The organism is Mesorhizobium sp. M0028 (assembly GCF_040323855.1).
Taxonomy (GTDB): domain Bacteria; phylum Pseudomonadota; class Alphaproteobacteria; order Rhizobiales; family Rhizobiaceae; genus Mesorhizobium.
On record NZ_JAMYVG010000004.1, the window covers coordinates 166369 to 192911 of the forward strand.

The window sequence follows — 26543 nt, forward strand, 5'->3', positions numbered from 1 at the left end:
ACGAAATGGGCTGGATCTGCCTCTCCAGATACCCGCCCGGCTGTGCGCGTGGAGAAGCTTGTTGCCTATACTTGTCACCGGAGCCGCGGGGTTCATTGGCAGTCATGTTTGCCACCATCTGCTCAACCGGGGAGAAGCGGTCGTCGGCGTCGACAACATGAACGACTATTACGACCTGGCGCTCAAAAAGGGGCGGCTTGCCCGCCTTCTGCCCCGTAAGGATTTTTCGTTCCACCAGATCGATATTGCCGAACAGGGCGCGCTTGCGGCCGCTTTGGCCGGGAAAGGCATCGTCAGGATCGTGCATCTCGCAGCGCAGGCCGGCGTGCGTCACTCACTCGACAATCCACGGCTCTATATCCGTTCCAATGTCATAGGCCACCTCGAAGTGCTCGAATTCTGTCGCGCCGAACCGGCATTCGAGCATCTGGTCTATGCCTCGTCGAGCTCGGTCTATGGCGGCAACCGCAGCGTGCCGTTCAGCGAGGCCGATCAGGTCGACAAGCCCGTCTCGCTTTACGCCGCCACCAAGAAAACCGATGAACTGATGAGCCACACCTACGCCCATCTGTTCGGCATACCGCAGACCGGCCTGCGGTTTTTCACGGTCTATGGTCCCTGGGGCCGCCCCGACATGGCCTATTGGATGTTCAGCAAGGCGATGCTCGAGGGCAATCCGATCCGGGTCTTCAACAATGGCGAAATGTGGCGCGATTTCACCTACATAGACGATGTTGTGAAGGCGGTTGTCGCTGTGCTCGACAAGCCGCCGGCGGCTGACGTTCCGCCGAACAGGCTTTACAATGTCGGCAACAACCGGCCGGTGCGGCTGGGCGACTTCATCGACATTCTGGAAAGATTGCTCGAGGTCAAGGCAATCCGCCACAACGAGCCGATGCAGGCGAGCGACGTCGAGAAGACTTATGCCGACATGACCGCGCTGGAGCGGGATTTCGGCTTCAGGCCTAGCGTTTCGATAGGGGACGGGCTGAAGAAGTTTGTCGATTGGTACCGGCCGTACTCGAAGCAGTAATTTGCACTGCTCGCCGTGACATCGCTATCTCGATGCGAACCGGTATCACTGGCATTCGGCCCAATCCGCAACTGATCCGGCGCGAAGCTTTGAAGAACCTGGCCCATGGTGCTCGTGCGACAGTAGCTCACCGTCAAGCGTGACCTGGAGTGGGTACAAGTCGGACTGCAAAAAGCATCATACTGTCCTAACATCCTGTTAACCACATGCTCGCTGAAAAGTATCCGATTAACCTTTGAGGCGCTTATGAACGCTATGTTCTGTGGCTTGCTGTTCAGTATGAGCTGTGTAGATGTGCGGATTCGGGGGCTATTTCGGTTCAGTCCGGGATGCGGAAGCTTTGCTTGCGCGCATGACGTCTGCGATCGCCCATCGCGGGCCGGATGAACGAGGGAAATTCGTAGCGCCCGAAGCTGGACTTGGGCATGCGCGGCTGTCGGTGATCGGGATTGGTGATGGCCAGCAACCGATGTCCGACGAGACCGGCAATTTGACGATTGCGTTCAACGGCGAGATTTTCAATTACGTGGAATTGCGCGAAGGACTGCTGGCCAAGGGCCGACGCTTCCGCACGTCGAGCGACACAGAAGTTCTCCTGCAGCTGTATGACGAGATGGGCGAAGACTGCCTGTCGCTCCTGAACGGTGATTTCGCCTTCGCGATATGGGATAATCGGCGTCGGCGGATGGTGCTTGCAAGAGACCGCATGGGTGTTCGGCCGCTGTTCTACACCAGCAGGGACGGGGTGCTCTACTTTGCGTCGGAGATAAAAGCCCTGCTGAAGGTGCCCGGCGTCTCGGCCGAAATCGATCCGATCGCACTCGACCAGATCTTTACGCTGTGGGCGCCGATCGCTCCACGCACGGCTTTCCGCAACATCCACGAGCTGGAGCCGGGAAGCGTGATGATCGCGACACAGGGGCAAGTCACGGTCAAACCATATTGGCACCTAGACTACCCGTATCTCGACGCGCCATCAAAAATCAGCAATGAGGACGATGCGGCCGAAGAACTGCAGGCCCTTTTGACCGACGCGGTGAGGCTTCGCATGCGCGCCGACGTTCCGGTCGGTTCTTACCTTTCGGGCGGGCTCGATTCATCCCTCGTTTCGGCAATCGCGGCCGGCATGACTCCTCTTAAGCTGCAGACATTTTCCGTGACGTTCGACAGCGCCGAGCATGACGAAAGCGCCTTCCAGACCGAAATGGCGTTGGCGCTTGGCACCTATCATCGAACCATCGCCTGCCGTGCGGGCGATATCGCCGGTGTGTTTCCCGAAGTCATCCGCTTTGCCGAACGGCCGATCATCCGTACCGCCCCCGCCCCCCTCTATCAACTGTCCGGCCTCGTTCGCCAGGCCGGTTTGAAAGTGGTGCTGACAGGCGAAGGCGCCGACGAGGTCTTTGCCGGCTATGATGTCTTCAAGGAAGCGCGGGTTCGCCGTTTCTGCGGACGACAGCCGGCATCGCGCATCAGGCCACAGCTGTTCCGCAAGCTTTATCCCTATCTGCCGGGGCTGCAACAGCAGTCCGTGGAGTACCTGGCTGCGTTCTTCGGCACCGGCAGCGCTGCCCTGGACGATCCCCTATTCTCGCATCGGCCGCGTTTCAAGACCACATCAGCGGCGAAGATGTTCTTTTCCGGTGACCTGCGCGCGACATTGAAGGGCTATGACGCAGCCGAGGAACTGGCCAGCCGGTTGCCTGAGGCGTTTTCCCGGTGGCATCCGCTACATCAGGGGCAATATCTCGAAACCCGCTTTCTCCTGCCGGGCTACATCCTCTCGAGCCAGGGCGACCGGATGGCCATGGCGCACGGTATTGAAGGGCGTTTCCCCTTCCTCGATCATCGTTTGGTGGAGTTTGCAGCAAGACTTCCGCCGGAAATGAAGCTGAAGGGGCTGGTGGAAAAACACATACTGCGCAAAGTTGCCAAGCACTTGCTCCCGACGGCCATCGGGGAGCGCACCAAACAGCCTTACCGGGCGCCGGAAGCCCGCTCCTTCGTTGGAGCCGGAGAACTGGACTACGTGCGCGACTCGCTCAGCGAGGCGAGCATCGCCGCCGGAGGACTATTCAACGCCAAGGCGGTGGCGAACCTGCACGAGAAATGCCGCTTGCAGCCAGCGTCCGGGTTCCGCGACAATGCTGCCTTCGTCGGCATTTTGTCGACCCAACTGTGGCAGAAGATTTTCACCGGCCAAAAGGTCGGTACAGCACGAGCGGCCTGAGAAATCGAGGGAAGAAAACATCATGGTAACAATCAAGGACAAGGTCAAAACCTTTATAGTCGACAACTTCCTGTTCGGCGACTCGTCCTACGAGCTTGCAGACACGGCATCACTGATCGAGAACGACATCATCGACTCGACGGCCGTGCTGGAACTCGTAGCTTTCATTGAGGATGATTTCGGCATCGCGATGGTCGATACCGATATCGTACCGGCCAATCTGGATTCGATTGACCGTATCTCCGCCTTCATCAAGGCGAAAGCAGAAGCGCTGGCAGCGTAGGCGCAATTGGCGAGGAGCGTCCGTGCGGATCGAACATTTTCTGGCTGCCAAGGCCGCTGCCCATCCAGCCAAAACGGCATTGATCACCGAGCACAAAAGGCTGTGTTACGAAGAGCTGGACGATCTCTCAAGCCGCCTGGCCGCCGCCCTTTTCACGAATGGCGTCAGGCGCGACGACCGCGTCCTGATCTTCATGGACAATTGCTGGGAGGCTGCGGTTTCGATTTTCGCAGTTCTTAAGGCAGGCGCGACTTTCAGTCCGATCAACGCATCTACCAAGGCCGAAAAGCTTGCCTACATCATCGCCGATTGCGACGCAGCTGCGATCCTTACGCAAGCAAAACTGATGCCCTTGGTCGCCGAGGCGTCCGGATCCTCCGGCAAGACCGGCATCTTCGTGGCTTCCACCCTTGGTGCGGATAACCAATGCCCGGCAGGCGCCACATCCCTGGCGGATTGCTTGACGTTCCAAGCCAGGGAGATTGACCACCGCGGCATTGACGTCGATCTTGCGATGTTGATCTACACCTCGGGCTCGACCGGCCGGCCCAAGGGCGTGATGATGACGCACCGCAATTGCGACGCGGCGGCCGACTCAATCACCACCTATCTGCGCAATTCGCCGGACGACATCATCTTGAATGTTCTGCCCCTGGCTTTCGACTACGGGCTCTATCAGTTGCTGATGGCTGTCAGGCTCGGCGCCACGCTCGTGCTCGAGAAGTCCTTCGCTTTTCCCCAGGCGGTCTTTGAACGTATCCGCCAGGAAGGCGTCACCGGTCTTCCGCTCGTGCCCACGATGGCAGCGATGATCCTGCAGATGCGTGACCTGGCGCCGGGCTTCCTGCCCAGCCTTCGCTATATTTCCAACACGGCGGCTGCCTTGCCGCCGGCTCACATAGAACGCCTGCGGTTTCTTTTCCCCGATGTCAGGCTCTATTCGATGTATGGCCTGACGGAATGCAAGCGCTGCACCTATCTGCCACCCGAGGAACTCGACCACCGGCCGGGGTCGGTCGGGATAGCCATTCCGAACACCGAGGCCTTTGTCGTCGACGACTACGGGCAACGAGTGCCGCCGGGCGTAGCAGGTGAGTTGGTCATTCGCGGGCCGCACGTCATGCAGGGTTATTGGCGAAACGAAGCTGCGACGGCACAAGCCCTTCGCCCAGGTCCGAATCCTTGGGAGATGGTTCTCTACACCGGCGATCTGTTCCGGGCCGATGAGGAAGGCTTTCTTTATTTCGTCGGCCGCAAGGACGACATCATAAAGTCGCGGGGGGAGAAAGTCGCGCCCAAGGAAGTGGAAGCCGTGCTTCACGCGCATCCGGGCATCGCGGAAGCAGTGGTTGTCGGTGTGCCGGATCCCGTGCTCGGGCATGCGATCGGTGCACTCATCGTACGGTCCGACCCGGCGCTTAGCGAAAAGGATATCATTCGTCATTGTGCACGCCACCTTGAGGACTTTATGGTCCCCAGGGTCATCGAGTTCCGCCGGGAACTGCCGAAGACCGATACCGGCAAGGTCAGTCGTCGGCTTGCGGCAGAAACCATGGAGGCCGCTCAATGAATGTTCGCCCCGCCAAGGACGCGCGGACCTTTCTGGCGCAGGCTCTGGCGATCGACCTGGCCGCCGAAACGGACCGTGTCGTAACGGCTTTGCGCCAGCAGTTGCGCGGGTTTCGCAAGCGGGGCCTTGTGCTCGGTCTTTCGGGCGGGATCGATTCGAGCGTGTCGGTCGCGTTGGCCGCGCGAGCCGTCGGACCGCGGAATGTGCTTTGCCTGTTCATGCCGGAAAGCGATTCCGATCCCGAAAGTCTGCGGCTCGGCCGCCTCGTCGCCGAAACTTTTGGCGTCGAGGCTATCGTAGAGGATATCGGGCCGACCCTGAGCGCGATGGGCTGCTACCAGCGTCGCGACGCCTTTATCCGCGAATTGGTCCCGGAATACGCCGAAGGCTGGGCCTCGAAGATCGTGATCGCGAACGCCCTCGAGGGCAAGGGCTACAATATCTCATCCCTGGTGGTGCAGGATCCGGAAGGCAAGCAGACGAAACTGAGAATGCCGTTGCCTGTCTATCTTGGTATCGTCGCCGCCACCAACATGAAACAGCGCACCCGCAAGCAGATCGAATACTATCACGCCGACCGCTTGAACTTCGCCGTCCTTGGAACGCCGAACCGGCTGGAATACGATCAGGGTTTCTTCGTGAAGAACGGTGACGGCGCAGCGGACGTCAAGCCGATCGCGCACCTCTATAAAACGCAGGTCTATGCGCTGGCGGCCCATCTCGGTGTTCCGGAGGAAATCCGGAACCGGCCGCCGACCACCGATACCTACTCGCTGGCGCAGACCCAGGAGGAGTTCTACTTCTCGCTTCCTTATGACCGTATGGATATTTGCCTTTACGGCCTCAACAACGGCGTGGCGGCTGAGCTGGTGGGGCAGGCGGCGGGGTTGGCCGCCTCACAAGTGGAACGCGTCTGGGCCGATATCATCGCCAAACGCAAGGCGACGCGTTATCTGCACCAGCGTCCGCAACTCGTTGATGAAGTCGAGGAAATCGGCACCTGAACCGCCTCGAAACCGGGCCACGGATGGACGGTTCGATTTGAACGTGTCCCGACTCTAGCTGAAACGGCTCCCGATCAGCCGGCTCCACTGCTCGCCCGCAAGACCGTTCAGGAAGACTTGCGAGTTCTTCATGGCGTCCAACAGCTCTGGATCACGTGAATGCACCACCGTTGAGGCAACGGTCAGGAAAGCGATGCGTCGTCCAAGCATCGCCTCCAGAAGTGCAGGTTGAACACGTCCGCGCAGGCCGCTGACGCCGCGCGCGGCGGCATGATCGATAAGGCAGTCTATCACCGAGCCCGCCTGGCCGGGGAGGGCGAGGATCTGCAGCACGCGACCAATTTGATACTTCCGTGCGTAATAGGCGAAAGCGCCGACATTGTTGCCGACTGGCGATGTCACGCAACCGAAGACAAGCTCGCCTAAATCCGGCTTCTGTGCCGCATCGGTCAGGATGTGGTCGAGTTGGCCTTCCGTCCAATCCGGGCGCAGGGCGAATTGAGCGGTAAACGGCTCGATGAGCTTGGCAAATGTGTGGCTGTCGATTTCGGATATCCGAAATGCTCCGTGGCCTGCCCCTTCCACCGCCACACCTGACCAGCGTCGTTCGCTGGGCGTCATCCTCCTGCAATAAAATCGGTCGACGGCACGCGCCAACGGATTGAGCATTCGGGCAAGCGTCAGGCGATTGGCGGAAAGGCTGAGCATGAAGGCCGCGGGGCGCATCACGCGGACCCAGTCAAGGCTGTATTGCGGCAGGACCGCGCCGCGCAGCCGGGTCCACAATTTCACGGAGATATCGTTGGCCGTCTCGCTGAAGGAGATGTCCTGCGGACCATCAAGGTATGCTTTCAGCAAGCGGGCGCCGGCCAGCGGATCGTGCTCATGGTCCTCGACCATGAGCGAGCTACAGATGGCGGCGCGTAGTTGTCGGCCGTTGAACGTCATCGGCAGCACGTGGACACCGACAAATCCGGAGACGCGACCGGCGTCGTTGACATGGACAAGCGACCGGAGGTCGCCGCCGCAACCGGGCGCATCCAGATAAAACCGTCTCATGTATTCGACGAGAGAGGCCGGCGCTTTCGTCCCTTCCTTCAGCAGCACGCGCTGAAACATGTCCGCGACTGCCGGGAGGTCGGCGCCTTGCAAGGCGCGAATGATGCTCAAGCCCGGCTCCCGGCACCGAAGTCCCGTCCGCCGAGCTTCCGGGCCAAGGCGACACGAGGCACGAGAACATCGGACGCGAGTTCCAACTCGACGCCCATGAAGCCGTGCAACCTCGACCAGTTGCGGTCGCCCCGGTGACTGAACGGAGTGCTGAATTGCTGCGGCAAGGTGGACCCTTTGCTTGACCGACGAAAACCGGCGTCATTGCTGCTAGCAGATTCAGGTAAACCGATATTAAAGTCGTTGCTTTGAATGGTAGCGAACCAGGTTGTCCGGCCTCATACCTGGACATCAGTAATTTTGGTTCCCGGCGGACTCTACACGACCAGCGGCATGAGTTGCGTGCTCCGCGTCGAACCGTTTCGGCTGGCCAAAGTTTCGTGCGGCGGCTCTTGACTGGGGGCGCGGGCGTAATACGGTGAGACAAATACCGGCTCTGGCCGCCGGGCGGCAAGAATGCCTCGTATGCCTCGCCTTGCGGCGGTGGCTGCGGGGCATTGTCATTTTGAGGCTTTGCTTGAAACGGCATATCGAGATCGGCATTCTCTATTCGCGGTCCGGCAACTACCGGCTGGTGTCCGAATCCTGCCGTGCGGGCGCGATGAACGCCATCGCCGACGTCAACGCCGATCCCGTTGTCCCCTTCGAATTCATCCCGGTCGAGCGCGACCCGCAGGGCAACATCGATCGGTATGCAAGCGGCTGCGCGGACATTCTCGCCAACAGCGGCGCGCGTCACATCATTGGCTGCGTCACCTCGTGGAGCCGCAAGGAGGTCATTCCAATCCTGGAAAGGGCAGGCGGCACGCTGTGGTATGCCTGCCCGTACGAGGGCTTCGAAGCCAATGAGCATGTCGTCTACACCCACGCCTGCCCCAATCAGCATCTGGTACCGCTACTTGCCTATGTCGTGCCTCGTTTCGGCGCCGACGGCTTCCTGCTCGGTTCCAACTACATCTGGGGTTGGGAGACCAACCGTGTGGCGCGCGACCTGATTGCGGACGCCGGCGGCAAGGTGCTGGGCGAACGCTATCTGCCGCTTGGCGAGGTCGATGTTGCGAGGCTGATCGCGGAGGTACAGGCGACGAGACCTGATTTCATTCTGAACAATCTCATCGGCCCTTCTTCCTATGCGTTTATCGCCGCCTATGCCGAGCTTGGCCGGCGCGACCCGCATTTCAGGCCGGAGCGTTGCCCGATCCTGTCCTGCAATCTCACGGAATGCGAATTGCCGGCGCTCAACGGGGCAGGGGATGGTCATCTTTCCGTTGGGCCCTATTTTCACGACACCTCGGGGGCGGATCGCGGAGCGGCTTCAGTGTCTTCCGTCATGCCTGCCTCATCCTTCGAGGCGGCGGCTTATGCCTCGGTGCGCACGCTCGCCGAGATCCTCACCCGCAACCCCGGTGCACAATGGACGGACCTGCCCAAGGTCTTTGCCGGAACATCATTTCGAACACCGCTGGGCGACATCGCCATCGATCCGCAAACCCAGCACGCTACCTTGCCGGTGCAGATCGGACGTATCGATGGGACATCGTTCAAAACGGTCACGCTGACGAAGGGCGTGGCACCCGATCCCTACCTTTCCCGCTATGACCGGACGGAGACGTTCGGGCGGCCACGCCTGCGGGTGGTGTCGTGAGCAAGATGGCGCGTATCCCGAACCTTGGAGGCGCCAGGGCTTTTGTCCTGCATCGTCCACATCCGACCGTGCAGGCGATCACAAGGCAATTGTCGGCCATCGGCCTTGAGGCGATTGGCTTCTGGCCGGAACTGCCGGCCGAAGCCTTGGCGGCGGACTTCGTTTTCTTCGACGTAGACCTCGGCTTTGACGAGCAATTTCCGTGGAAGCCGGGCGAGGCACCGATGCCGCTGATAGCGCTGATCGGCTCCGAGGCGCCGGGGCGTGTCGAATGGGCACTGTCGCACAAGGCCGATGCCCAATTGCTGAAACCGGTCGGCAACGCCGGCGTCTATAGCGCGCTTTTGATCGCAAGGCAGAGTTTCGAGGCGCGCAAGCTTCTGGCCAGCGAGATCGCCTCGCTTCGTCAGCGGGTCGCGGAGCGCCAGACCATCGTACGCGCGGTGGAGGTCTTGTCGAAGGGCGCCGAGGACGGCCGTGCCTATGCGCAGCTTCGCTCGCTGGCGATGAGCTGGCAAATCAGCGTCGAGGACGCCGCGCGCAGGATCGTGGCGATGACACAAGAAGAAGGCGACGATGACCAATCCGATCGCGCCTGAGCTTTCAGCCGCGGGGCGTATGCCAGCCAAGCCTCGCGCCGGCGTCTGGCGACGTCTGCTAAAACGGCCTCTCGCATTGCTCGGCCTCGGGATTATTGCCCTTGTCTTGGCCGGCGCCATTCTTGCACCGTGGCTGACAGGCTACGATCCGAACGAGCAGATGTTTGACGGGCTCACGCTTGAAGGCGCGCCACTGCCGCCGGGAGCCCAATTCTGGCTAGGCACCGACCTGCTTGGCCGCGACCTGCTGACCCGTCTTCTCTTCGGCGCGCGCACGTCGCTGATCATCGGCATCGTCGCCAATGGCGTGGCGCTTCTGATCGGCACGCTGGTCGGCATCACGGCCGGCTATTTCCGCGGCTGGATCGGCAGCGCGCTTATGCGCTTCACCGATTTGATGATGGCTTTCCCGGCGCTGCTGCTCGCCATCTGCCTGGCGGCGGTGCTCCAGCCGAGCCTGTGGATCGTCGCTATGGTGATCGCATTGGTGAACTGGGTGCAGACCGCCCGCGTCATCTACACCGAGACAAGTTCGCTCTCCGAGCGCGAGTTCATCGATGCTGAGCGCACCATCGGCGCAAGCGCTCCACGCATCCTGTTTCGTCATATCCTGCCGCACCTTTTGCCGACGATCATCGTCTGGGGCACGCTCGGCATCTCGACCACGGTGCTTCTGGAAGCGACGCTCAGCTATCTCGGCATCGGCGTGCAACCGCCGACTGCTTCCTGGGGCAACATCATCTTCGAAAACCAAACCTATTTTCAGGCAGCGCCCTGGCTGGTTTTCTTTCCGGGTGCGGCGATCCTGGCGCTAGCGCTAGCCTTTAACCTAGTCGGCGATGCGTTGCGCGACATTCTCGATCCGACGCAAAGGGGGCGAAGATGATCGCCTATCTCGGCCGCCGCGTTGTCCAGTCCGTGCTCATCTTGCTCGGCGTCTCTCTGATCACCTTTGCGCTGCTCTATCTGCTGCCCGCCGATCCCGTCCGCCAGATCGCCGGCCGCAGCGCCACGCCCGAGACGGTCGAGAACATCCGCCGGCAGCTCGGCCTCGACCAGCCCTTTGTCGTCCAGTATTGGCACTATCTGATCAGCCTGCTCAGCGGCGATCTGGGGCGCTCCTACATTCAGCGCTCGGAGGTCACGGAGCTGATCGTCTCGCGGCTGCCGGCAAGCCTGCTGCTGATGGTCGGCGCCATTACTTGCGAAGTCGTGATCGGGCTTACGATGGGCCTCATCGCCGCCGTCAAGCGCGGCACCGCCACCGACCAGTCGCTGATGGTCGCCTCCTTCGTCGGCGTCTCGGCGCCGCAATTCGTTGTCGGCCTGCTGCTGCTTTATGTGTTCGCGGTGCGGCTCGGTTGGTTCCCGATCGGCGGTTACGGCACTTGGCGCCATCTGGTGCTGCCGTCGCTGACCATGGGAATTCTCGGCGCAGGCTGGTACGCCCGCATGATGCGCTCGTCGATGATCGACGTGCTGCGCCAGGATTACGTGCGTACCGCGCGTGCCAAGGGTCTTGCACGCAGCGCCATTATCTTCCGGCACGCGCTGCCCAACGCCATCCTGCCGGTCATTGCCATGATCGGCATCGACATCGGCATCTTCATGGGCGGCATCGTGGTTGTCGAAAGCGTGTTCGGCTGGCCAGGCATCGGCCAGCTAGCCTGGCAGGCCATTCAGCGCATCGACATTCCGATCATCATGGGGGTCACCCTGGTTTCGGCCTTTGCCATCGTGCTCGGCAATCTCCTGGCCGACACTGTCGCACCGTTCATCGATCCACGCATCAAGCTCAGATGAAAACCAAGAACACCAGAGATAGGGAACATGACATGAGAAAATATCTGATATCGACCGTGGCGGCATCGGCGCTTGCGCTGGTGCTTGGCATGACGAGCGTACGCGCCGAAGACGCCGTCGATCCGAATGCCAAGCAGGGCGGCGCGATCACCATTACCTACAAGGACGACGTCGCTACGCTCGATCCGGCCATCGGCTATGACTGGCAGAACTGGTCGATGATCAAGAGCCTGTTCGACGGGCTGATGGACTACGAGCCGGGCACCACCAACCTGCGGCCCGACCTTGCCGAGAGCTACGAGATTGCGCCCGACGGCAAGACCTTCACCTTCAAGCTGCGCCAAGGAGTGAAGTTCCACAATGGCCGTGAGATGACCGCCGACGACGTGAAATATTCGCTCGACCGGGTCACCAATCCAAAGACACAGAGCCCTGGTGCCGGCTTCTTCGGGTCGATCAAAGGCTATGACGATGTCGCTGCCGGCAAGGCGGAAAGCCTGGCCGGCATAACCGTCGTCGATCCCTACACGATCAAGTTCGAGCTGACCCGGCCCGACGCCACCTTCCTGCATGTCATGGCGATCAACTTCTCGCATGTCGTGCCGAAGGAAGAGGTCGAAAAATACGGCGCGGACTTCGGCAAACATCCGGTCGGCACCGGCGCCTTCAAGCTCGCGGAATGGACGCTCGGCCAGCGCGTGGTCTTCGAGCGTAACCCGGATTACTGGCACAAGGGCCTGCCGCATCTCGACAAGATCACCTTTGAGATCGGTCAGGAGCCGATCGTGGCGCTGCTGCGGCTCCAGAAAGGCGAGATCGACGTTCCCGGCGACGGCATTCCGCCGGCGAAATTCCAGGAGGTGATGGCCGATCCCGAGCAGAAGGCCCGTGTCGTCGAGGGCGGCCAGTTGCACACCGGCTATATCACCATGAATACCACCATGGCGCCGTTCGACAATGTGAAGGTGCGGCAGGCGGTCAACATGGCGATCAACAAGGACCGCATCGTCCAACTGATCAACAACCGTGCGGTGCCGGCCAATCAGCCATTGCCGCCGTCGATGCCTGGCTACGACAAAGAATTCAAGGGCTATTCCTATGACGTAGCCAAGGCCAAGGCCTTGCTTGCCGAGGCGGGGCATCCCGGTGGTTTTGACACGCAGCTGTTTGCCATGAATACCGATCCCAACCCGCGTATCGCGCAGGCCATCCAGCAGGATCTGGCGGCGGTCGGCATTAAGGCCAGCATCCAGTCGCTCGCCCAGGCCAACGTCATCGCCGCCGGCGGCGACAAGGCCGGTGCGCCGATGATCTGGTCCGGCGGCATGGCCTGGATCGCCGACTTCCCCGATCCGTCGAACTTCTACGGCCCGATCCTTGGCTGCGCTGGTGCCGTCCCGGGCGGCTGGAACTGGTCGTGGTATTGCAACAAGGAGCTCGACGCCAAGGCGGCCGAAGCCGACTCCATCGTCGACCCGGCCAAGGCTGGCGAACGCGCCAAGATGTGGAGCGAGATCTACGGCAAGATCATGGAAGACGCGCCCTGGGCACCGGTGTTCAACGAGCAGCGTTTCACCATGAAATCAACCCGCATGGGTGGCGCGGACAACCTCTATGTCGACCCGGTCCACATCCCGATCAACTACGACAATGTGTATGTGACCGATGTGCAATAACTGCGACTACACCATCCACGGGCGCCACCATCATTTCGGCTGGGACAATTCCTTTGTCCCGGCCGAACGGGTGGCGCCAGGGTCGACGATCGAGTTCCAGTGCCTGGACTCGTCCGGCGGGCAGCTGACGATGGAGAGCACCGTTGACGACGTTGCTTTGCTCGATTTTGCCAAGGTGAACCCGGTCACTGGGCCAATCTATGTCGACGGGGCAGAGCCGGGCGATGCCCTGAAAATCACCATCGAGGCGTTCAAGCCGTCCGGCTTCGGTTGGACAGCGAATATCCCGGGATTCGGTCTGTTGGCGGATGACTTCACTCAACCGGCACTGAATATCTGGAAGTACGACGCCGCCTCGCTCGAACCCGCGCTGTTCGGCAAGAGCGGCCGGGTGCCGCTCAAGCCCTTCGCCGGCACCATCGGCAATGCCCCGGCTGAGCCGGGTCTGCATTCGGTGGTCCCGCCGCGGCGCGTGGGCGGCAATATGGACATCCGTGATCTCGCTGCCGGCACGGTGCTCTACCTGCCCGTAGAGGTCGCGGGAGCGTTGTTCTCGGTCGGTGACACGCACGCCGCGCAAGGCGACGGCGAGGTCTGCGGCACGGCGATCGAGAGCCCCATGGACGCCGTGCTGACGCTCGATCTGGTCAAGGATGCCCGGCTGCGGACGCCGCGTTTCACGACGCCCGGTCCGGTGTCGCGACATCTCGACGCCAAGGGCTATGAGGTGACAACCGGTATCGGGCCGGATCTGATGGACGGCGCCAGGAGCGCCGTCTCGCAGATGATCGACCTGCTCTCCGGCCGCTACCGCATGGATCCGGTAGACGCCTATATGCTCGTGTCGGTTTGCGGCGACCTGCGCATCAGCGAGATCGTCGACATGCCCAACTGGGTGGTTTCTTTCTACTTCCCCCGCTGCGTCTTTGAATGAAGGTGGAGGACATCAAACGATCCGGGCAGGGCGCCGCGGAGAGTGGCTCTGTCAGGCCGGTACTCAGCGTCTCAGGTCTGAGCGTCGCCGTGCGCGGCGAAGAGGGCGACCGCGACGTCGTTTCCGACCTGACATTCGACCTGATGCGCGGCGAAACGCTTTGCATCGCCGGCGAGTCCGGTTCCGGCAAGTCGATGACGGCGCTGGCCATCATGGGCTTGCTGCCGCAGCCGGCGGCACGCATCAGATCAGGCTCCATCCGGCTCGGCGATCAGGATCTCGCGGCTCTTAGCGAGAGTGGTATGCGCCGCATCCGCGGCGACCGCATTGCCATGATCTTTCAGGAACCGATGACATCGCTCAATCCGGTTCTTTCCATCGGCCGGCAGCTCACGGAGGCGATCGAGGCACACGCCTCGCTGTCGCGCTCCAACTCGCGGCTGAGGGCGCTCGAGGCGCTGAAGGCAGTCCGAATTCCGGATGCCGAACGGCGGCTCGAGCACTATCCGCACGAACTCTCAGGCGGCATGCGCCAGCGTATGATGATTGCCATGGCTCTGGCCCTGAACCCGGATGTGCTGATCGCCGATGAACCGACGACCGCCCTCGACGTCACCGTTCAGGGCGAGGTGCTGGAGTTGCTGCGTGACCTGCAGCGCGAGCACGGCACCAGCGTTATCCTGATCACGCACGACATGGGTGTCGTCGCCGAGATGGCGGACCGCGTTATCATCATGCGCGATGGCCGGATGGTCGAGCAGGGCAGCGCGACCGACATCTTCACCCGCCCGCAGGCAGATTATACGCGCGAGCTTCTGGCCGCCGTGCCACGCATCGGCGGTGGACGGCCGGCCGAAGACCGACAAGACGCCGCCCACATGCCGGCCGAGCTTGTATCCGTCAGCGATCTTCACGTCCGCTTCGACCTGCGCGGCGGCTTCTTCGGTCGCGTTGACCGCAGGGTGCACGCGGTCGAGGGCGTCAGTTTCTCGATCGCGCCGCACGAAACGCTGTCGCTGGTCGGCGAATCGGGCTGCGGCAAGTCGACGACGGCCAAGGCGATCGCCGGGCTGGTGCCCTACACCGGCAGCATTTCAATCGGCAGCCACGACTTGTCGGCGCTCAGCCGCAAGGAGCGCAAGGCTGTACGCCGCAATGTGCAGATGATCTTTCAGGATCCCTTCGCGTCCCTCGACCCGCGCATGCGAGTAGGCGATCTCGTCGCCGAGCCTCTGCTGATCCACGGCCTCGGCGACAAAGAGCAACGGCACGCCCAGATCGCCGCACTGTTCGAACGCGTCGGCCTCTCCGCTGACCAGATGGAGCGCTATCCCCACGAATTCTCCGGCGGGCAGCGCCAGCGAATCTGCGTTGCACGGGCGCTGGCGCTGCGACCAAAGCTGATCATTGCCGACGAGAGCGTCTCTGCTCTCGATGTGTCGGTGCAGGCGCGCGTGTTAAGATTGCTGAAGGAACTGCAGCGCGAATTCGGCGTCGCATATCTCTTCATCTCGCACGACATGGCGGTGGTAGAGAACATCTCCGATCGCGTGGCGGTAATGTATCTGGGGCAGATCGTCGAGATGGGCACCCGCGACCAGATCTTCTCCAACCCGCGCCATCCTTACACAAAGCGGCTGATCGAAGCCGTTCCGGTTCCCGATCCAGGCCGGCGCCGCGCCCGGTTCGCCCGTTTGGACAGCGAAATTCCAAGCGCTGTGCGGCGCATCGGTGACGAGCCCCGGAAACTCAAGCTTGAAGATGTTGGCGACGGCCACCTCGTCGCCACTTGATCAGCTTAGGCCGCCTCGTCCAGCCAATCCGCAGACGCTCGGGGACAGCAGCATATGTGATGCTCGGGCGGCAGGATGTGATCGGTGATGGCGCTGCCGCGGCAGCGCCAATCGGCGATGCCGAGTTGGCAAGATCGCCAGTTTACATCTGACATGTTAGCGTGCTAACGCTACGTGCACATTGATTTCAACGGAGATCGCATTGGCTTCCCGCTTTGGTCTTTCGGTTGCCTTAGCCACACCCTTCGACCCGTCGGGGCAGATAGCGCTCGCGCCGATGATCGCGCACGCCCGAGCCTGCCTTGGCGCCGGCTGCAGCAGCGCGACGCTGTTCGGCACCACCGGGGAAGGAGCCTCGGTGGGCACCGACGAGCGGCGGATCGTCACCGAAGCCATGTTGGCGGCCGGTATACCGGCACATCAGCTCGTCGCCGGCGTGCTGGTCGATGCAATCGAAGATGCCGCCGATCAGGCTCGGCACGCTTTGCAGCGCGGCGTTCGCAACATTCTGCTCGCTCCGCCGAGCTACTTCAAGAATGTCGGCGAGAACGGGCTGTTCGGATGGTTTTCCGCCGTCTTCGCCGCACTCGGCCCGCTGGCGCGTGATGTGCTCCTCTATAACATCCCCTCTGTCACCATGGTGCCGCTCCCGCTTGGGCTGATCGGCCGGTTGCGCGCCGCCTTTCCCGCTGTGGTGGCCGGGGTGAAGGATTCCGGCGGGGACTGGAGCTACAGTGAGGCGCTGCTTGAAGCGCATGGCGATCTGGTGATCCTGATCGGCGACGAACGGCATCTGGCGAGAAGCGTGCGCCGCGGCGGACAGGGTGCGATTTCCGGCATGGCTAATTTTGTTACCGGCGAAATCCTCGCAATGGTCGAAGACGGCCGCGACGACCCACGCGTCGAGGACTTCGTGCTCGAATTGCTCAAATACCCGGTCACACCGGCGGTGAAGGTCATGGTCGCGCGCACGACCGGCGACGAGCGCTGGCTGGCGGTCCGCCCGCCCCTGGAGGCGATCGGCCCACAAGGACGGCGGCAGCTTGCCGCGGCCTACGACAGGCTGTTTGCGACAGAGGCGGCCTGACCGACAAGGCCGGGCTGGCCGACAAGGAAGCGAGCTGAAGTGGAAGACGGCAGCGAACCGATCACTCTCCGGGAGAAAGCCTATGCCAGCTTCACGCGGCATTTGCTGGCCCGTGATCTGCGGCCGGGGCAGTTCGTGTCACAGCGCGAACTGGTCGCTTTCACCGGGCTGCCGCTGGGCGCTATTCGCGAGATCGTCCCGCGTCTCGAGGCCGAGGGATTGCTGACCACCATCCCGCAGCGCGGCATGCAAATCGCGCACATCGACATCAATCTGATCCGCGAGGCCTTTCAGTTTCGGCTATTCATGGAACGCGAGGCGGTGGCGCTATTCACGGCCAGCGCTTCAGATGCCGAACTTGCCCGCATGCGGCGCGAACACGAGGAGATGCTGGCTCAAGCTCTGGGGCAGGCGCCGACGCCGGAAATGGAAGCCAAGGCCCAGACCATCGACTGGGCCATGCACGATACCTTTATCAATGCGCTGGGCAACGAGATCATCGCCAAGGCCTATCTGGTCAACTCGGTGAAAATCCGGCTGATCCACCAGGAGCGTTTCCGCATCGACGGTCGCGTGGTGCCGGTGATGCGCGAACATTTGGCGGTCATCGAAGCCATGGAGAGCCGCAATTCGCAAAAGGCGGTTGAAGCGATCAGTCTGCATATCGACAATGCGCGCCGGCTGGCGCTCCAGATCTGAGGAAATATAGCCGCGCCGCGGTTCGCGGCGCATCCACAACGACAGCAACCGGGAGGAAGAAATGTCGTCCAATCTGTTCAACCCAACCAGGAGGCAACTCCTTGCCGGAACCGCGGCGCTCACCGCCGCCGGCCTTGTGGGGCTCCGCCCTAGCTTTGCCGCAGGCGTCGACTGGAAACGCTTTGCCGGGACGACGCTTGACGTCAATCTGGTGAAAAGCCCGCGCAGCGACACCATCCTGAAATATCTCGCCGAGTTCGAGGAACTGACCGGCATCAAGGTCAATGCCGAGGCCACGCCCGAGCAGCAGCAGCGCCAGAAGACGGTGATCGAATTGAGCTCGGGCAAGCCCAGCTTCGACGTCGTGCATCTGAGCTACCACGTGCAAAAGCGCCAGTTCGAGAAAGGTGGCTGGCTGGCTGACATCGCCGGCTACCTCGCCGACCCGTCGCTCACCGACCCGGGGTTGGTCGAAAGCGACTTCGCCGAGGCCGGCATGCTGTTTGCCAAGGACGGCCAGGGCGTGCTGCGCTCGCTACCCTTCTCGGTGGACTACTGGATACTCTATTGGAACAAGGAGCTGTTCGAGGCCAAGGGCCTCAAATACCCCGAGACCTTCGAGCAACTGGTGGCCGCCGCCGAAGCGCTGACCGACCCGTCGACCAATACATACGGCTTCGTCGCCCGCGGGCTCAAGAACGCAAATACGCCGGTGTGGACATCGCTGATGCTCGGCTACGACATGACGCCGCTCGACGACAAGGGCAAGCTGCGCACCGAGGCTCCCGAGGCGATCGAGGCTGCCGCGCTCTATCAAAGATTGATGACCAAGTCCGCCCCTCCGGGCGTCACCGGGTTCAATTGGGCCGAAGCACAGTCTGCCTTCCTGCAAGGCAAGATCGGCATGTGGCTCGACGGCGTGGGTTTTGCCCCGCCGATGGAAAACCCGGAAAAATCGAGGGTGGTCGGCAAGGTCGGCTACGGCGTCATGCCCAAGGGTCCCAAGGCGCATGCCTCGGGCACCTTTGGCGACGGGATTGGCGTTACCGCCGCCAGCGAGAAGAAGGAGGCCGCCTATCTGTTCTGCCAGTGGGCGGTATCGCCAGCCATGGGCGCGAGGCTGTTGCAGGCCGGCGCCGGCGTTCCGTTCCGCAAATCCGTGCTGGAGGATCCCAAGGTGCGCGAAGGCGTCACTATGCCGGCAAGCTGGCTTGATGCCGTGATCGGCTCAGGCAATATCAGCCGGCTGGCGCTGCCGGTCATCATTCCCGTCACCGAATTCCGCGACATCTATGGCGTGGCGCTGACCAACATGATTGCCGGCGCCGATCCCGCCGCCGAGCTGAAGAAGGCCACCGAGCAGTTCCAGCCGGTTCTCGACAGGAGCGAGCAGGGCTGATGTCGGCCACCACCCCAGAACAGACCGGGGTGACGATGCCGGTTATCGACGGGAGCCAGACGATCCGGCTGGCTCCCAACTACTGGCCTTTCGTTGTCCCCGCACTCGTCGTCGTTGGCGCCGTCATCGTTTTTCCTTGGGCTTTCACGCTGTGGATGAGCGTCAACCGCTGGACGCTCGGCCAGTCGCGGAGCTTTGCCGGGATGGAAAACTACCTCCGCCTGGCAAGCGACCCACGTTTCTGGGAATCCCTTGTTCATACGTTGACCTACACCTTCCTCTCGGTTGCAGCGCCGATGCTCCTGGGCACCGTGGCCGCCCTGATCTTCGACGCCAGGTTTCCGCTGCGCGGTCTGCTGCGCGGCGTCTTCGTCATGCCGATGATGGCGACGCCCGTTGCTGTGGCACTGGTTTGGACCATGATGTTCCATCCTCAGCTCGGCGTACTCAACTACTTGCTGTCGCTGGTCGGCATCCCGGCTCAGGAATGGATATTCAATGCCAACACGGTCATCCCGTCGCTGGTTGCGGTCGAGACCTGGCAGTGGACGCCGCTGGTCATGCTGATTGTGCTGGGTGGGCTGGCTTCGGTGCCGCGCGAGCCCTTCGAAAGCGCCGAGATCGACGGCGCCAATGCCTGGCAGCAATTCCGCTATCTCACTTTGCCGATGATCGCACCGTTCCTGATGATCGCGGTCATCATCCGCACCATCGATGCGCTGAAGAGCTTCGACATCATCTACGCGATGACCCAGGGCGGGCCGGGCACGGCCTCGGAAACCATCAACATCTATCTCTACAACACCGCCTTCTCCTACTACGATATCGGCTACGGCTCGGCCATGGCCGTGGTGTTCTTCATTGTCATCGTGGCCCTGTCTTTTGTCCTCCTAATGCTGCGTCAACGCTCGCAGTGGATCGATACGGAGGGCAAATAGATGAGTTCGCGGCTGCTCAACCAGATCGGTCTGTTTTTCGCTGCCCTGGTTTTCGTCTCGCCGGCGATCCTGTTCTTCCTCTGGATGATCTCGCTGTCGCTGAAGTTCGAAATCGACAACGGTGCCTATCCGCCGATCCTGATCCCCGAACGTTTCGCCTGGTCGAACTATGTAAAGGTGTTCGAGGAGAACAATTTCCTGCTCTATCTCTGGAACTCGGTTCTGGTGACCGGCACGGCGACCTTGCTGGCGCTGCTGATCGGCGTACCGGCCGGCTATGGCATCGCACGGCTCAAGGCTGAACGGTCGGCGGTCGTCATCATGATCGCCCGCATGACGCCTGGGCTATCCTATCTCATCCCGCTGTTTCTGCTGTTCCAATGGATCGGGATCCTCGGCACGCTCTGGCCGCAGATCATCATCCATCTGGTGGTGACGGTGCCGATCGTGGTCTGGGTGATGATCGGCTATTTCGAGACCACGCCGATGGAACTGGAAGAGGCGGCCAACATCGACGGCGCCAACTCCTGGCAGGTTTTCCGGCTGGTTGCCCTGCCCATCGCCAAGCCGGGCATCGTCGTCGCCTTCATCCTGTCCGTGATCTTCTCGTGGAACAATTTCGTCTTCGGCGTGGTGCTCGCCAGCCGGGAGACGCGCACATTGCCGGTCGCCGTCTACAACATGCTGTCCTACGAGCAGGTCAGCTGGGGGCCGCTCGCCGCGGCGGCGCTGGTGGTGACGTTGCCGGTGCTGATCCTGACCATGTTCGCGCAAAGGCAGATCGTCGCGGGGTTGACCGCCGGCGCCGTCAAGGGCGGCTGAGGCGCGTCCGGACATCACTTTTTTTCCAGGAAAGATCCAATGGCATCGGTAACGATCAACAACGTGCAGAAGGCCTTCGGGGCCACCAAGATTATTCACGACGTCAGTGTCGATATCGCCGACGGCGAGTTCGTCATCCTGGTCGGCCCGTCGGGATGCGGAAAGTCGACGCTGCTGCGCATGATTGCCGGACTTGAAACGATCTCGGGCGGGAGGATCGCAATCGGCGAGCGCATGGTCAACAATCTGCGGGCGCGAGACCGGAACATCGCGATGGTGTTCCAGAACTATGCGCTCTATCCGCATATGACTGTGGCCGACAATATGGGCTTTGCCCTCAAGATCAAGAAAGCCGACCCGACCGATACCGCTGGGCGGGTCAGGAAGGCAGCCGGCATTCTTGGCCTCGAAAAGCTGCTCGACCGCTATCCGCGCCAGCTTTCCGGCGGCCAGCGCCAGCGCGTCGCCATGGGCCGCGCGATCGTACGCGACCCGCAGGTCTTCCTGTTCGACGAGCCGCTCTCCAACCTCGACGCCAAGTTGCGCGTCCAGATGCGCGGCGAGATCAAGGCCCTGCACCAGCGGCTGGGTACCACGACCATCTATGTCACGCACGACCAGATCGAGGCCATGACTATGGCCGACAAGATCGTCGTACTGCATGACGGCCTGGTCGAGCAGATCGGCGCGCCGCTGGACCTCTACGACCATCCGGCCAATCTCTTCGTTGCCGGTTTCATCGGCTCGCCCGCCATGAACTTCATTGCCGGCCGCATCGAGGAGGGCGTGTTCCGCAGCGCCGGCGGGTTGATCCTGCCGTTGCCGGAAGGCGCCCAGCCGGCGGATGCCGCAGGACGCGAACTCGTCTACGGCATCCGCCCCGAACATATCCGCGCAACTGCCGGGGGAGTGCCAGGCACGGTCACGCTTCTGGAAGCCACAGGTTCGGAAATCTTCGCCAAGGTCGACTGCGCCGGCGAGGAAATTTCCTGCCTTTTCCGCGAACGGCTTCCGCTCAAGCAGGGCGCGCCGGTGCGGATCGAGATCGACCGCGCATGTGCGCATCTGTTCGACGCAGCAACCGGTCGGCGCATCTGACCCTATGGTCTGGTGAATGCGTGGTCGGCCTCAGGTCGGCAACGCGAATTCAACGGCAAGTTCGATGGCGCGGCCTTCGCGGGCCGATCTCTGGGCGGCGAGACCCATGACGACGGCCCACCAGCCGTCTTGCAAGGTCACTTCCACTTTGCCTTGTCCGCGCACCGCAGCGGTGAAGCGGACATGCTCGAAATAGGTCGAACCGTTATGGTCGCCTGCCTCGAGCAGCCGGGGGTCGACGGGAATCTCCAGCAGGCGTGGTCCAGGCAGATTGCGCGGGCTGACGATCAACTGGGGCACTGGCGCAGGGCCAAGGTGGGTCGGCCAGAAGCGACCGGGACCCGGCACCAGACATTCGATCTTTCCGTCGCCGCCGACAGCGCAGAGTTCGTCCTGGTAGCGGCTGCCCTCGGCGAACATGCAGAGTTCCAGCATGGCGCGCGCACCGCTCGCGAAATCAACCAGCACATAGCCATGGTCAAGGATATCCGGCCTCTCACCGCCGTAGCGTTCGTCGAGATGGTTTACGGCCTGTCCAGCGCTCGCCATCACGCGGACGGGGTCGGATCCGAGGATCAGCCGCATCAGGTCGAAGAAGTGGCAGCACTTCTCGACGAACGTGCCGCCGGTGTTGCGGTTGAAGCGGTTCCAGTCGCCGACCTTGGTCAGAAACGGGAAACGGTGCTCGCGGACCGTCAGCATGCGGATGCCGCCGGTGGCGTGGCGCGCCTGCTCGATGAATGCGGCGACGGGCGGCATATAGCGGTATTCCATGGCCACCCACACGAGCGGAAGCCGAGCTTTCAGCGCCGCGATCCGCCCCTCGCCAGCGGCGTCGGTGAAGAGCGGCTTTTCCACCAGCACCGGCAGTGGTCGAAGTGCGGCGATCTGCTCCATCTGACCGAGGTGCTGGTGGTTGGGGCTGGCAATCAAGACGCAGTCTACCTCGTCCATGGCCAGCAGTTTGGCGATCGATGCCGCCGATCGCGCGCCCGACGCCGTCGCCAGCGACGCCGCCAACATGCCGGGGTCCGGCTCGAAGATCGCGGCCACATGCGCGTCGGGCAACAGAGCGATGTTGCGGATGTGCTCGCGGCCCATCATGCCGCAGCCGATGATGCCGTAGCCGATCGATGATCTGGTCACGCTGCGACTTCCTCCGGCCTATCTGAAACGCGTGACGTAGCGCGCCGCGCCCGGATCGAACCAGCTGCGGGAATATTCCGCGCTGGCGCCGTCGCCAGCCCAGGCGATACGTTCAATGAAACCCACGACCGTCCCCGGCGATGGCCTGAACTCGAGCGGGGCCCAGTCCGGCGCAGGCGCGACGGCGACGTGGTCTTCGGCGCGAACGATCGAAAAGCCGAGCGCGAGCCGGTAGTGGAGATAGAGGGATTCCGACAGGTCCTCGCGCTTGAGCCGCTCGGCGCGGCTGACGTCGAGCCAGATCTCCTCGACCGCGGCCGGCTCGCCGTCAAGCCGCCGCAGCCGGCGTATACGGTGGGCTTCGCCGGTGCTGCCGAATTGCGGCAGGTCGGCGGGCTTGGGCAGCCGCTCGACGGACAGCACGTCGGCGCTCGGCAGGCCGCCACCGCCGATGCGCTCCAGGCGAAAGAAGGCATAGATCCCGAGCAAGTCGCCGCGCGCTCGCACATAGTTACCCGAGCCCTGGATGCGATCGAGAAGGCCCTTTTCGGTCAAATCTGCCAGCGCGCGCCTGAGCGTGCCGACGGCAATCCCGAGGCTCGCGGCCATCTCGCGCTCGGGCGGCAGCCGCGCCCCGTCGGGCAGCCGTCCGGCCGCGATTTCGCGGATCAGCATTTCGCTGGTCTGCAAGTGCACAGGCAAGGGCCCGCGCATCTGGCTGGATCGGTGGCCTGGGTCCGCCCTTGTCAAATGCATCGGTGTTCCAATCGCATCTCGGTTTCGGGTTTGGCTCCAAAATTGATACAGTATTGATCTACACAGAAACGAATGCTACGCAAGCCCTATTCGCAGCTCCGGACGTCATTGAGTGGCCCGGACGTCTTTTCTGAAGAGTGGCAATGAGCATCGTCCCAATCACCTCGCCGGATCTCGATGCTGCCGAAGTCTCGTGGTTCGCCGCACTCTGCTCGGACGACTATCGATATCTCGGCGTGCCGGACGGCGCACTGCGCTCGGGCTGGGCGCATTGCTCCGAGATCGTGAAGACGTCCGAGGCACTCGGTTTCCGCAACATCTTGTGTCCGTCGTCCTATCAGGTCGGCCAGGACACGCTGAGCTTCGTTGCCGGCTGCGCGCCGATCACGTCGAAGATCAATCTGCTTGCCGCTGTGCGCTGCGGCGAGATGCAGCCGATCATGCTGGCGCGCACGATTGCGACGCTGGACCACATGCTGGAAGGCCGGCTGACGGTGAACGTCATTTCGTCGGACTTTCCGGGCGAGACAGCCGACAGCGCCTACCGCTATCAGCGTTCCCGCGAGGTGGTGCAGATCCTGCGCCAGGCCTGGACCAGGGACAGCATCGATTTCGAGGGCGAGGTCTATCGCTACAAAGGGCTCTCGACGGCGCCGGCGAAGCCCTATCAGCAGAATGGCGGCCCGCTGCTCTATTTCGGCGGTTATTCGCCCGACGCGCTCGAGCTTTGCGCCGAACAGTGCGACGTCTACCTGATGTGGCCGGAAACCAAGGAGGAGCTTGCCGGCCGCATGAGAGCAGTCCACGAGCGCGCCGAGCGTCATGGGCGGACGCTCGACTACGGCCTGCGCGTCCACATGATCGTGCGCGATACCGAGGCAGAGGCAAAGGAATATGCCCGGGAGCTGGTTTCGAGGCTGGACGACGAGCAGGGCAGGGCGATCCGCGAGCGCGCGCTCGACGCCCGATCGCTCGGCGTATCGCACCAGGCCAGGAACCGCCAGATCGCCGATGCCGAAGGCTATGTCGAGCCGCATCTGTGGACGGGGGTCGGGCGGGCGCGCTCTGGCTGCGGCGCGGCGCTGGTGGGCTCGACCGATCAGGTTCTGTCGGAAATCGAGGCGTATATGAAGATGGGGATCCGCGCCTTCATCTTTTCCGGCTACCCCCATCTCGACGAGGCGCGTCATTTCGGCACCAAGGTCCTGCCCCAGCTCAAGACATGCTCGCTCCCGCACGCCTATGGCCGGGTGCCCGAACGGATCCCGGCGACACCACTGGGAACGGGGGAGCGCCGCTGATGGAGCATGTCGTGTGCGATCCAGGCCTTTTGCGCAATGCCTTCGGGCGTTTCGCCACCGGCGTCACGGTCGTCACCACCGGCACGGCCGACGGCCCGGTCGCAATCACCGCCAACAGCTTCTCATCCGTGTCGCTCGACCCGCCGCTGGTGCTCTGGTCTATCGGCCGCCACTCGCGCCGGTTCGAAGCCTTCGCCAATTCCGCGCACTACGCCATTCACGTGCTGGCGGAAGATCAAATCGATCTGTGCTGGCGTTTTTCGAAGTCGGGGACGGACTTTGCCGATCTTGACCTGTCATGGAGCGAGCACGGCGTGCCATTGCTGCCGCGCGCGCTGGCGCGGTTCGAATGCAGCGTCGCCGACCGCTTTCCGGCTGGCGACCATATGATCCTGCTTGGACGTGTCCTTGAACTGGAGACGCAAGAGGGGTTGCCGTTGCTCTTTGCTGGCGGCAAGTCGCGCGCTCAAGAGGCCAGTTGATGACCGCCGGCGCCGCTCCGGGCTGGTGCCGTCGACTGGCGCACCACGAGATTGCAGGCAAGTTCGACGCGACGCGGCGGCGACCCCGAATGGGCCATGTCGTCGAGCAACAGGCTAAGCGCCGCCGATCCGATCTCGCGCATGGGAATGTGCATCGCCGTCAGCGGCGGATTGCAGAAGGCAGCGAGCGGCAAGTCGTCCATACCGACCACGGACACATCGCCAGGCACCGAATATCCGGCCTCCTGGACGCCGGCGATGGCACCAAACGCCAGGCTGTCGCCGGCCGTCAGCACGGCGGTGAAATCGAGGCCGCGGGCCGCGATGCGCTCGGTCACGGCCCTGCTCGCAAGTTCCGGCAGCCAGTCCTGCACCTCGACCACGAAGTCGTCGAAGCCGACAATGCCGGCCGTGATCAGCGCGTCGCGCCAACCTTCGTAGCGCCGCTCGATCGTGCGCCGCCCACGCCGCATCAGGAACAGGATGCGGCGGTGGCCGAGGCCGATCAGATGCTGCGCGGCAAGCATGGCGGCAGAGCGATTGCAGGGCGTCACGCTCGAATGGCGCATCGAGGGATCGTCGCCGTTGACGAGCACGATCGGCTTGGCGAATCCGGCTGTCAGCGTCAGCACATCGTCATCGTCCAGTGTCAGAAACAGGCAGCCGGCGACGGTGTCGTCGCGCTCGGATTCACGCAGCAGCGCGATTTCGTCCTCGGGCGCCGAAACCGGCCGGGTCACCAGTTCGACGCCCAGCAACCGGGCGCGCTCGTTGAGCCCATCAAGGACATGGTAGGTGAACTGATTGCGGGCACTGTCCACCATTGCCACGCTGCTTGCGGCCAGGATGACCTTGCGGCCGGCAACCGAGGCGGGAATGGCATAGTTCATCGACTTCGCCGTTTCGATGATCCTGGTGCGAAGCTCGTCCCTCACGCCGCCGACACCGCTCAGCGCACGGGAGGCGGTGCTGACCGACACGCCGCAACGCGCCGCGATCTCCTCAAGTCGAATGCGGCGGCTGGGGCGCCCGCGCTTGCCCTGGATATTCATCCGCTCCGTCATCTCCGCCAAGT

General features: G+C 62.5%; 24 protein-coding genes. 20 read left to right on the forward strand and 4 right to left on the reverse strand.

Going from position 1 to position 26543, the window contains the following annotated elements:
• The first annotated feature begins 61 nt into the window (after positions 1-61).
• From NKJ93_RS11250 to nadE, 5 genes are all read left to right on the forward strand, one after another.
• Entirely contained in the window at positions 62-1033 is a 972-nt protein-coding gene (locus NKJ93_RS11250) for an NAD-dependent epimerase/dehydratase family protein (RefSeq protein ID WP_352589030.1), read from the forward strand.
• 292 nt (positions 1034-1325) lie between these two features.
• Positions 1326-3263, forward strand: a complete 1938-nt coding sequence (gene asnB, locus NKJ93_RS11255) for an asparagine synthase (glutamine-hydrolyzing) (RefSeq protein WP_352589032.1) — start codon at positions 1326-1328, stop codon at positions 3261-3263.
• A gap of 19 nt (positions 3264-3282) precedes the next feature.
• Complete coding sequence (locus NKJ93_RS11260) at positions 3283-3546, forward strand: acyl carrier protein (protein WP_156948004.1); 264 nt, start codon at positions 3283-3285, stop codon at positions 3544-3546.
• Positions 3547-3568: 22 nt separating this feature from the next.
• On the forward strand, positions 3569-5116 hold the full coding sequence (locus NKJ93_RS11265) for a class I adenylate-forming enzyme family protein (protein WP_352483697.1): 1548 nt from the start codon (positions 3569-3571) through the stop codon (positions 5114-5116).
• Positions 5113-6120: an NAD(+) synthase gene (nadE, locus tag NKJ93_RS11270; protein ID WP_352483696.1), complete on the forward strand. Its 1008-nt coding sequence runs from the start codon at positions 5113-5115 to the stop codon at positions 6118-6120. Before NKJ93_RS11265 ends, nadE begins: the two co-directional genes overlap by 4 nt.
• A gap of 54 nt (positions 6121-6174) precedes the next feature.
• On the opposite strand, the gene NKJ93_RS11275 is transcribed toward nadE, so the two are convergent.
• Entirely contained in the window at positions 6175-7290 is a 1116-nt protein-coding gene (locus NKJ93_RS11275) for a hypothetical protein (RefSeq protein WP_352483695.1), read from the reverse strand.
• Between the two features lie 517 nt (positions 7291-7807).
• On the opposite strand from NKJ93_RS11275, the gene NKJ93_RS11280 reads away from it, so the two are divergent.
• From NKJ93_RS11280 to NKJ93_RS11340, 13 genes are all read left to right on the forward strand, one after another.
• Complete coding sequence (locus NKJ93_RS11280; RefSeq protein ID WP_023716954.1) at positions 7808-8935, forward strand: transporter substrate-binding protein; 1128 nt, start codon at positions 7808-7810, stop codon at positions 8933-8935.
• On the forward strand, positions 8932-9534 hold the full coding sequence (locus NKJ93_RS11285) for an ANTAR domain-containing response regulator (RefSeq protein WP_023716955.1): 603 nt from the start codon (positions 8932-8934) through the stop codon (positions 9532-9534). Before NKJ93_RS11280 ends, NKJ93_RS11285 begins: the two co-directional genes overlap by 4 nt.
• A 19-nt stretch (positions 9535-9553) precedes the next feature.
• A complete protein-coding gene (locus tag NKJ93_RS11290) occupies positions 9554-10420 on the forward strand; it encodes an ABC transporter permease (RefSeq protein WP_352589251.1) in 867 nt (288 codons plus the stop codon).
• Positions 10417-11337: an ABC transporter permease gene (locus NKJ93_RS11295; protein ID WP_352547582.1), complete on the forward strand. Its 921-nt coding sequence runs from the start codon at positions 10417-10419 to the stop codon at positions 11335-11337. Before NKJ93_RS11290 ends, NKJ93_RS11295 begins: the two co-directional genes overlap by 4 nt.
• Positions 11338-11369: 32 nt before the next feature.
• A complete protein-coding gene (locus tag NKJ93_RS11300; RefSeq protein WP_352589034.1) occupies positions 11370-13013 on the forward strand; it encodes an ABC transporter substrate-binding protein in 1644 nt (547 codons plus the stop codon).
• Entirely contained in the window at positions 13003-13947 is a 945-nt protein-coding gene (locus tag NKJ93_RS11305) for an acetamidase/formamidase family protein (RefSeq protein WP_023716959.1), read from the forward strand. The genes NKJ93_RS11300 and NKJ93_RS11305 overlap by 11 nt, the downstream gene beginning before the upstream one ends.
• Positions 13944-15740 carry an ABC transporter ATP-binding protein gene (locus NKJ93_RS11310; RefSeq protein WP_352589037.1) on the forward strand — a complete coding sequence of 599 codons (1797 nt, stop codon included), beginning with the start codon at positions 13944-13946 and terminating at the stop codon, positions 15738-15740. The genes NKJ93_RS11305 and NKJ93_RS11310 overlap by 4 nt, the downstream gene beginning before the upstream one ends.
• A gap of 202 nt (positions 15741-15942) precedes the next feature.
• A complete protein-coding gene (locus tag NKJ93_RS11315) occupies positions 15943-16827 on the forward strand; it encodes a dihydrodipicolinate synthase family protein (RefSeq protein ID WP_023716962.1) in 885 nt (294 codons plus the stop codon).
• 39 nt (positions 16828-16866) lie between these two features.
• On the forward strand, positions 16867-17526 hold the full coding sequence (locus NKJ93_RS11320; protein ID WP_023716963.1) for a GntR family transcriptional regulator: 660 nt from the start codon (positions 16867-16869) through the stop codon (positions 17524-17526).
• A 61-nt stretch (positions 17527-17587) separates the two neighbouring features.
• Positions 17588-18925, forward strand: coding sequence for an extracellular solute-binding protein (locus NKJ93_RS11325; protein WP_023716964.1), 1338 nt, complete (start codon positions 17588-17590; stop codon positions 18923-18925).
• 35 nt (positions 18926-18960) lie between these two features.
• The gene (locus tag NKJ93_RS11330; protein WP_352494401.1) at positions 18961-19863 is read left to right on the forward strand and encodes a carbohydrate ABC transporter permease; all 903 of its coding nucleotides are present in this window, start codon (positions 18961-18963) and stop codon (positions 19861-19863) included.
• A complete protein-coding gene (locus NKJ93_RS11335) occupies positions 19864-20685 on the forward strand; it encodes a carbohydrate ABC transporter permease (RefSeq protein ID WP_352483688.1) in 822 nt (273 codons plus the stop codon).
• Positions 20686-20724: 39 nt separating this feature from the next.
• A complete protein-coding gene (locus NKJ93_RS11340; RefSeq protein ID WP_352589040.1) occupies positions 20725-21783 on the forward strand; it encodes an ABC transporter ATP-binding protein in 1059 nt (352 codons plus the stop codon).
• A gap of 30 nt (positions 21784-21813) precedes the next feature.
• On the opposite strand, the gene NKJ93_RS11345 is transcribed toward NKJ93_RS11340, so the two are convergent.
• Both NKJ93_RS11345 and NKJ93_RS11350 read right to left on the reverse strand, forming a co-directional pair.
• Positions 21814-22887 carry a Gfo/Idh/MocA family protein gene (locus NKJ93_RS11345; protein ID WP_502898288.1) on the reverse strand — a complete coding sequence of 358 codons (1074 nt, stop codon included), beginning with the start codon at positions 22885-22887 and terminating at the stop codon, positions 21814-21816.
• 60 nt (positions 22888-22947) lie between these two features.
• Complete coding sequence (locus NKJ93_RS11350) at positions 22948-23604, reverse strand: GntR family transcriptional regulator (RefSeq protein WP_352589045.1); 657 nt, start codon at positions 23602-23604, stop codon at positions 22948-22950.
• 224 nt (positions 23605-23828) lie between these two features.
• On the opposite strand from NKJ93_RS11350, the gene NKJ93_RS11355 reads away from it, so the two are divergent.
• On the forward strand, positions 23829-24986 hold the full coding sequence (locus NKJ93_RS11355; RefSeq protein WP_023716968.1) for an LLM class flavin-dependent oxidoreductase: 1158 nt from the start codon (positions 23829-23831) through the stop codon (positions 24984-24986).
• Positions 24986-25468 carry a flavin reductase family protein gene (locus NKJ93_RS11360; RefSeq protein WP_023716969.1) on the forward strand — a complete coding sequence of 161 codons (483 nt, stop codon included), beginning with the start codon at positions 24986-24988 and terminating at the stop codon, positions 25466-25468. Before NKJ93_RS11355 ends, NKJ93_RS11360 begins: the two co-directional genes overlap by 1 nt.
• Here the strand turns inward: NKJ93_RS11360 and NKJ93_RS11365 are convergent.
• A complete protein-coding gene (locus NKJ93_RS11365; RefSeq protein ID WP_352494369.1) occupies positions 25453-26520 on the reverse strand; it encodes a LacI family DNA-binding transcriptional regulator in 1068 nt (355 codons plus the stop codon). The genes NKJ93_RS11360 and NKJ93_RS11365 overlap by 16 nt on opposite strands.
• Positions 26521-26543 lie beyond the last annotated feature (23 nt).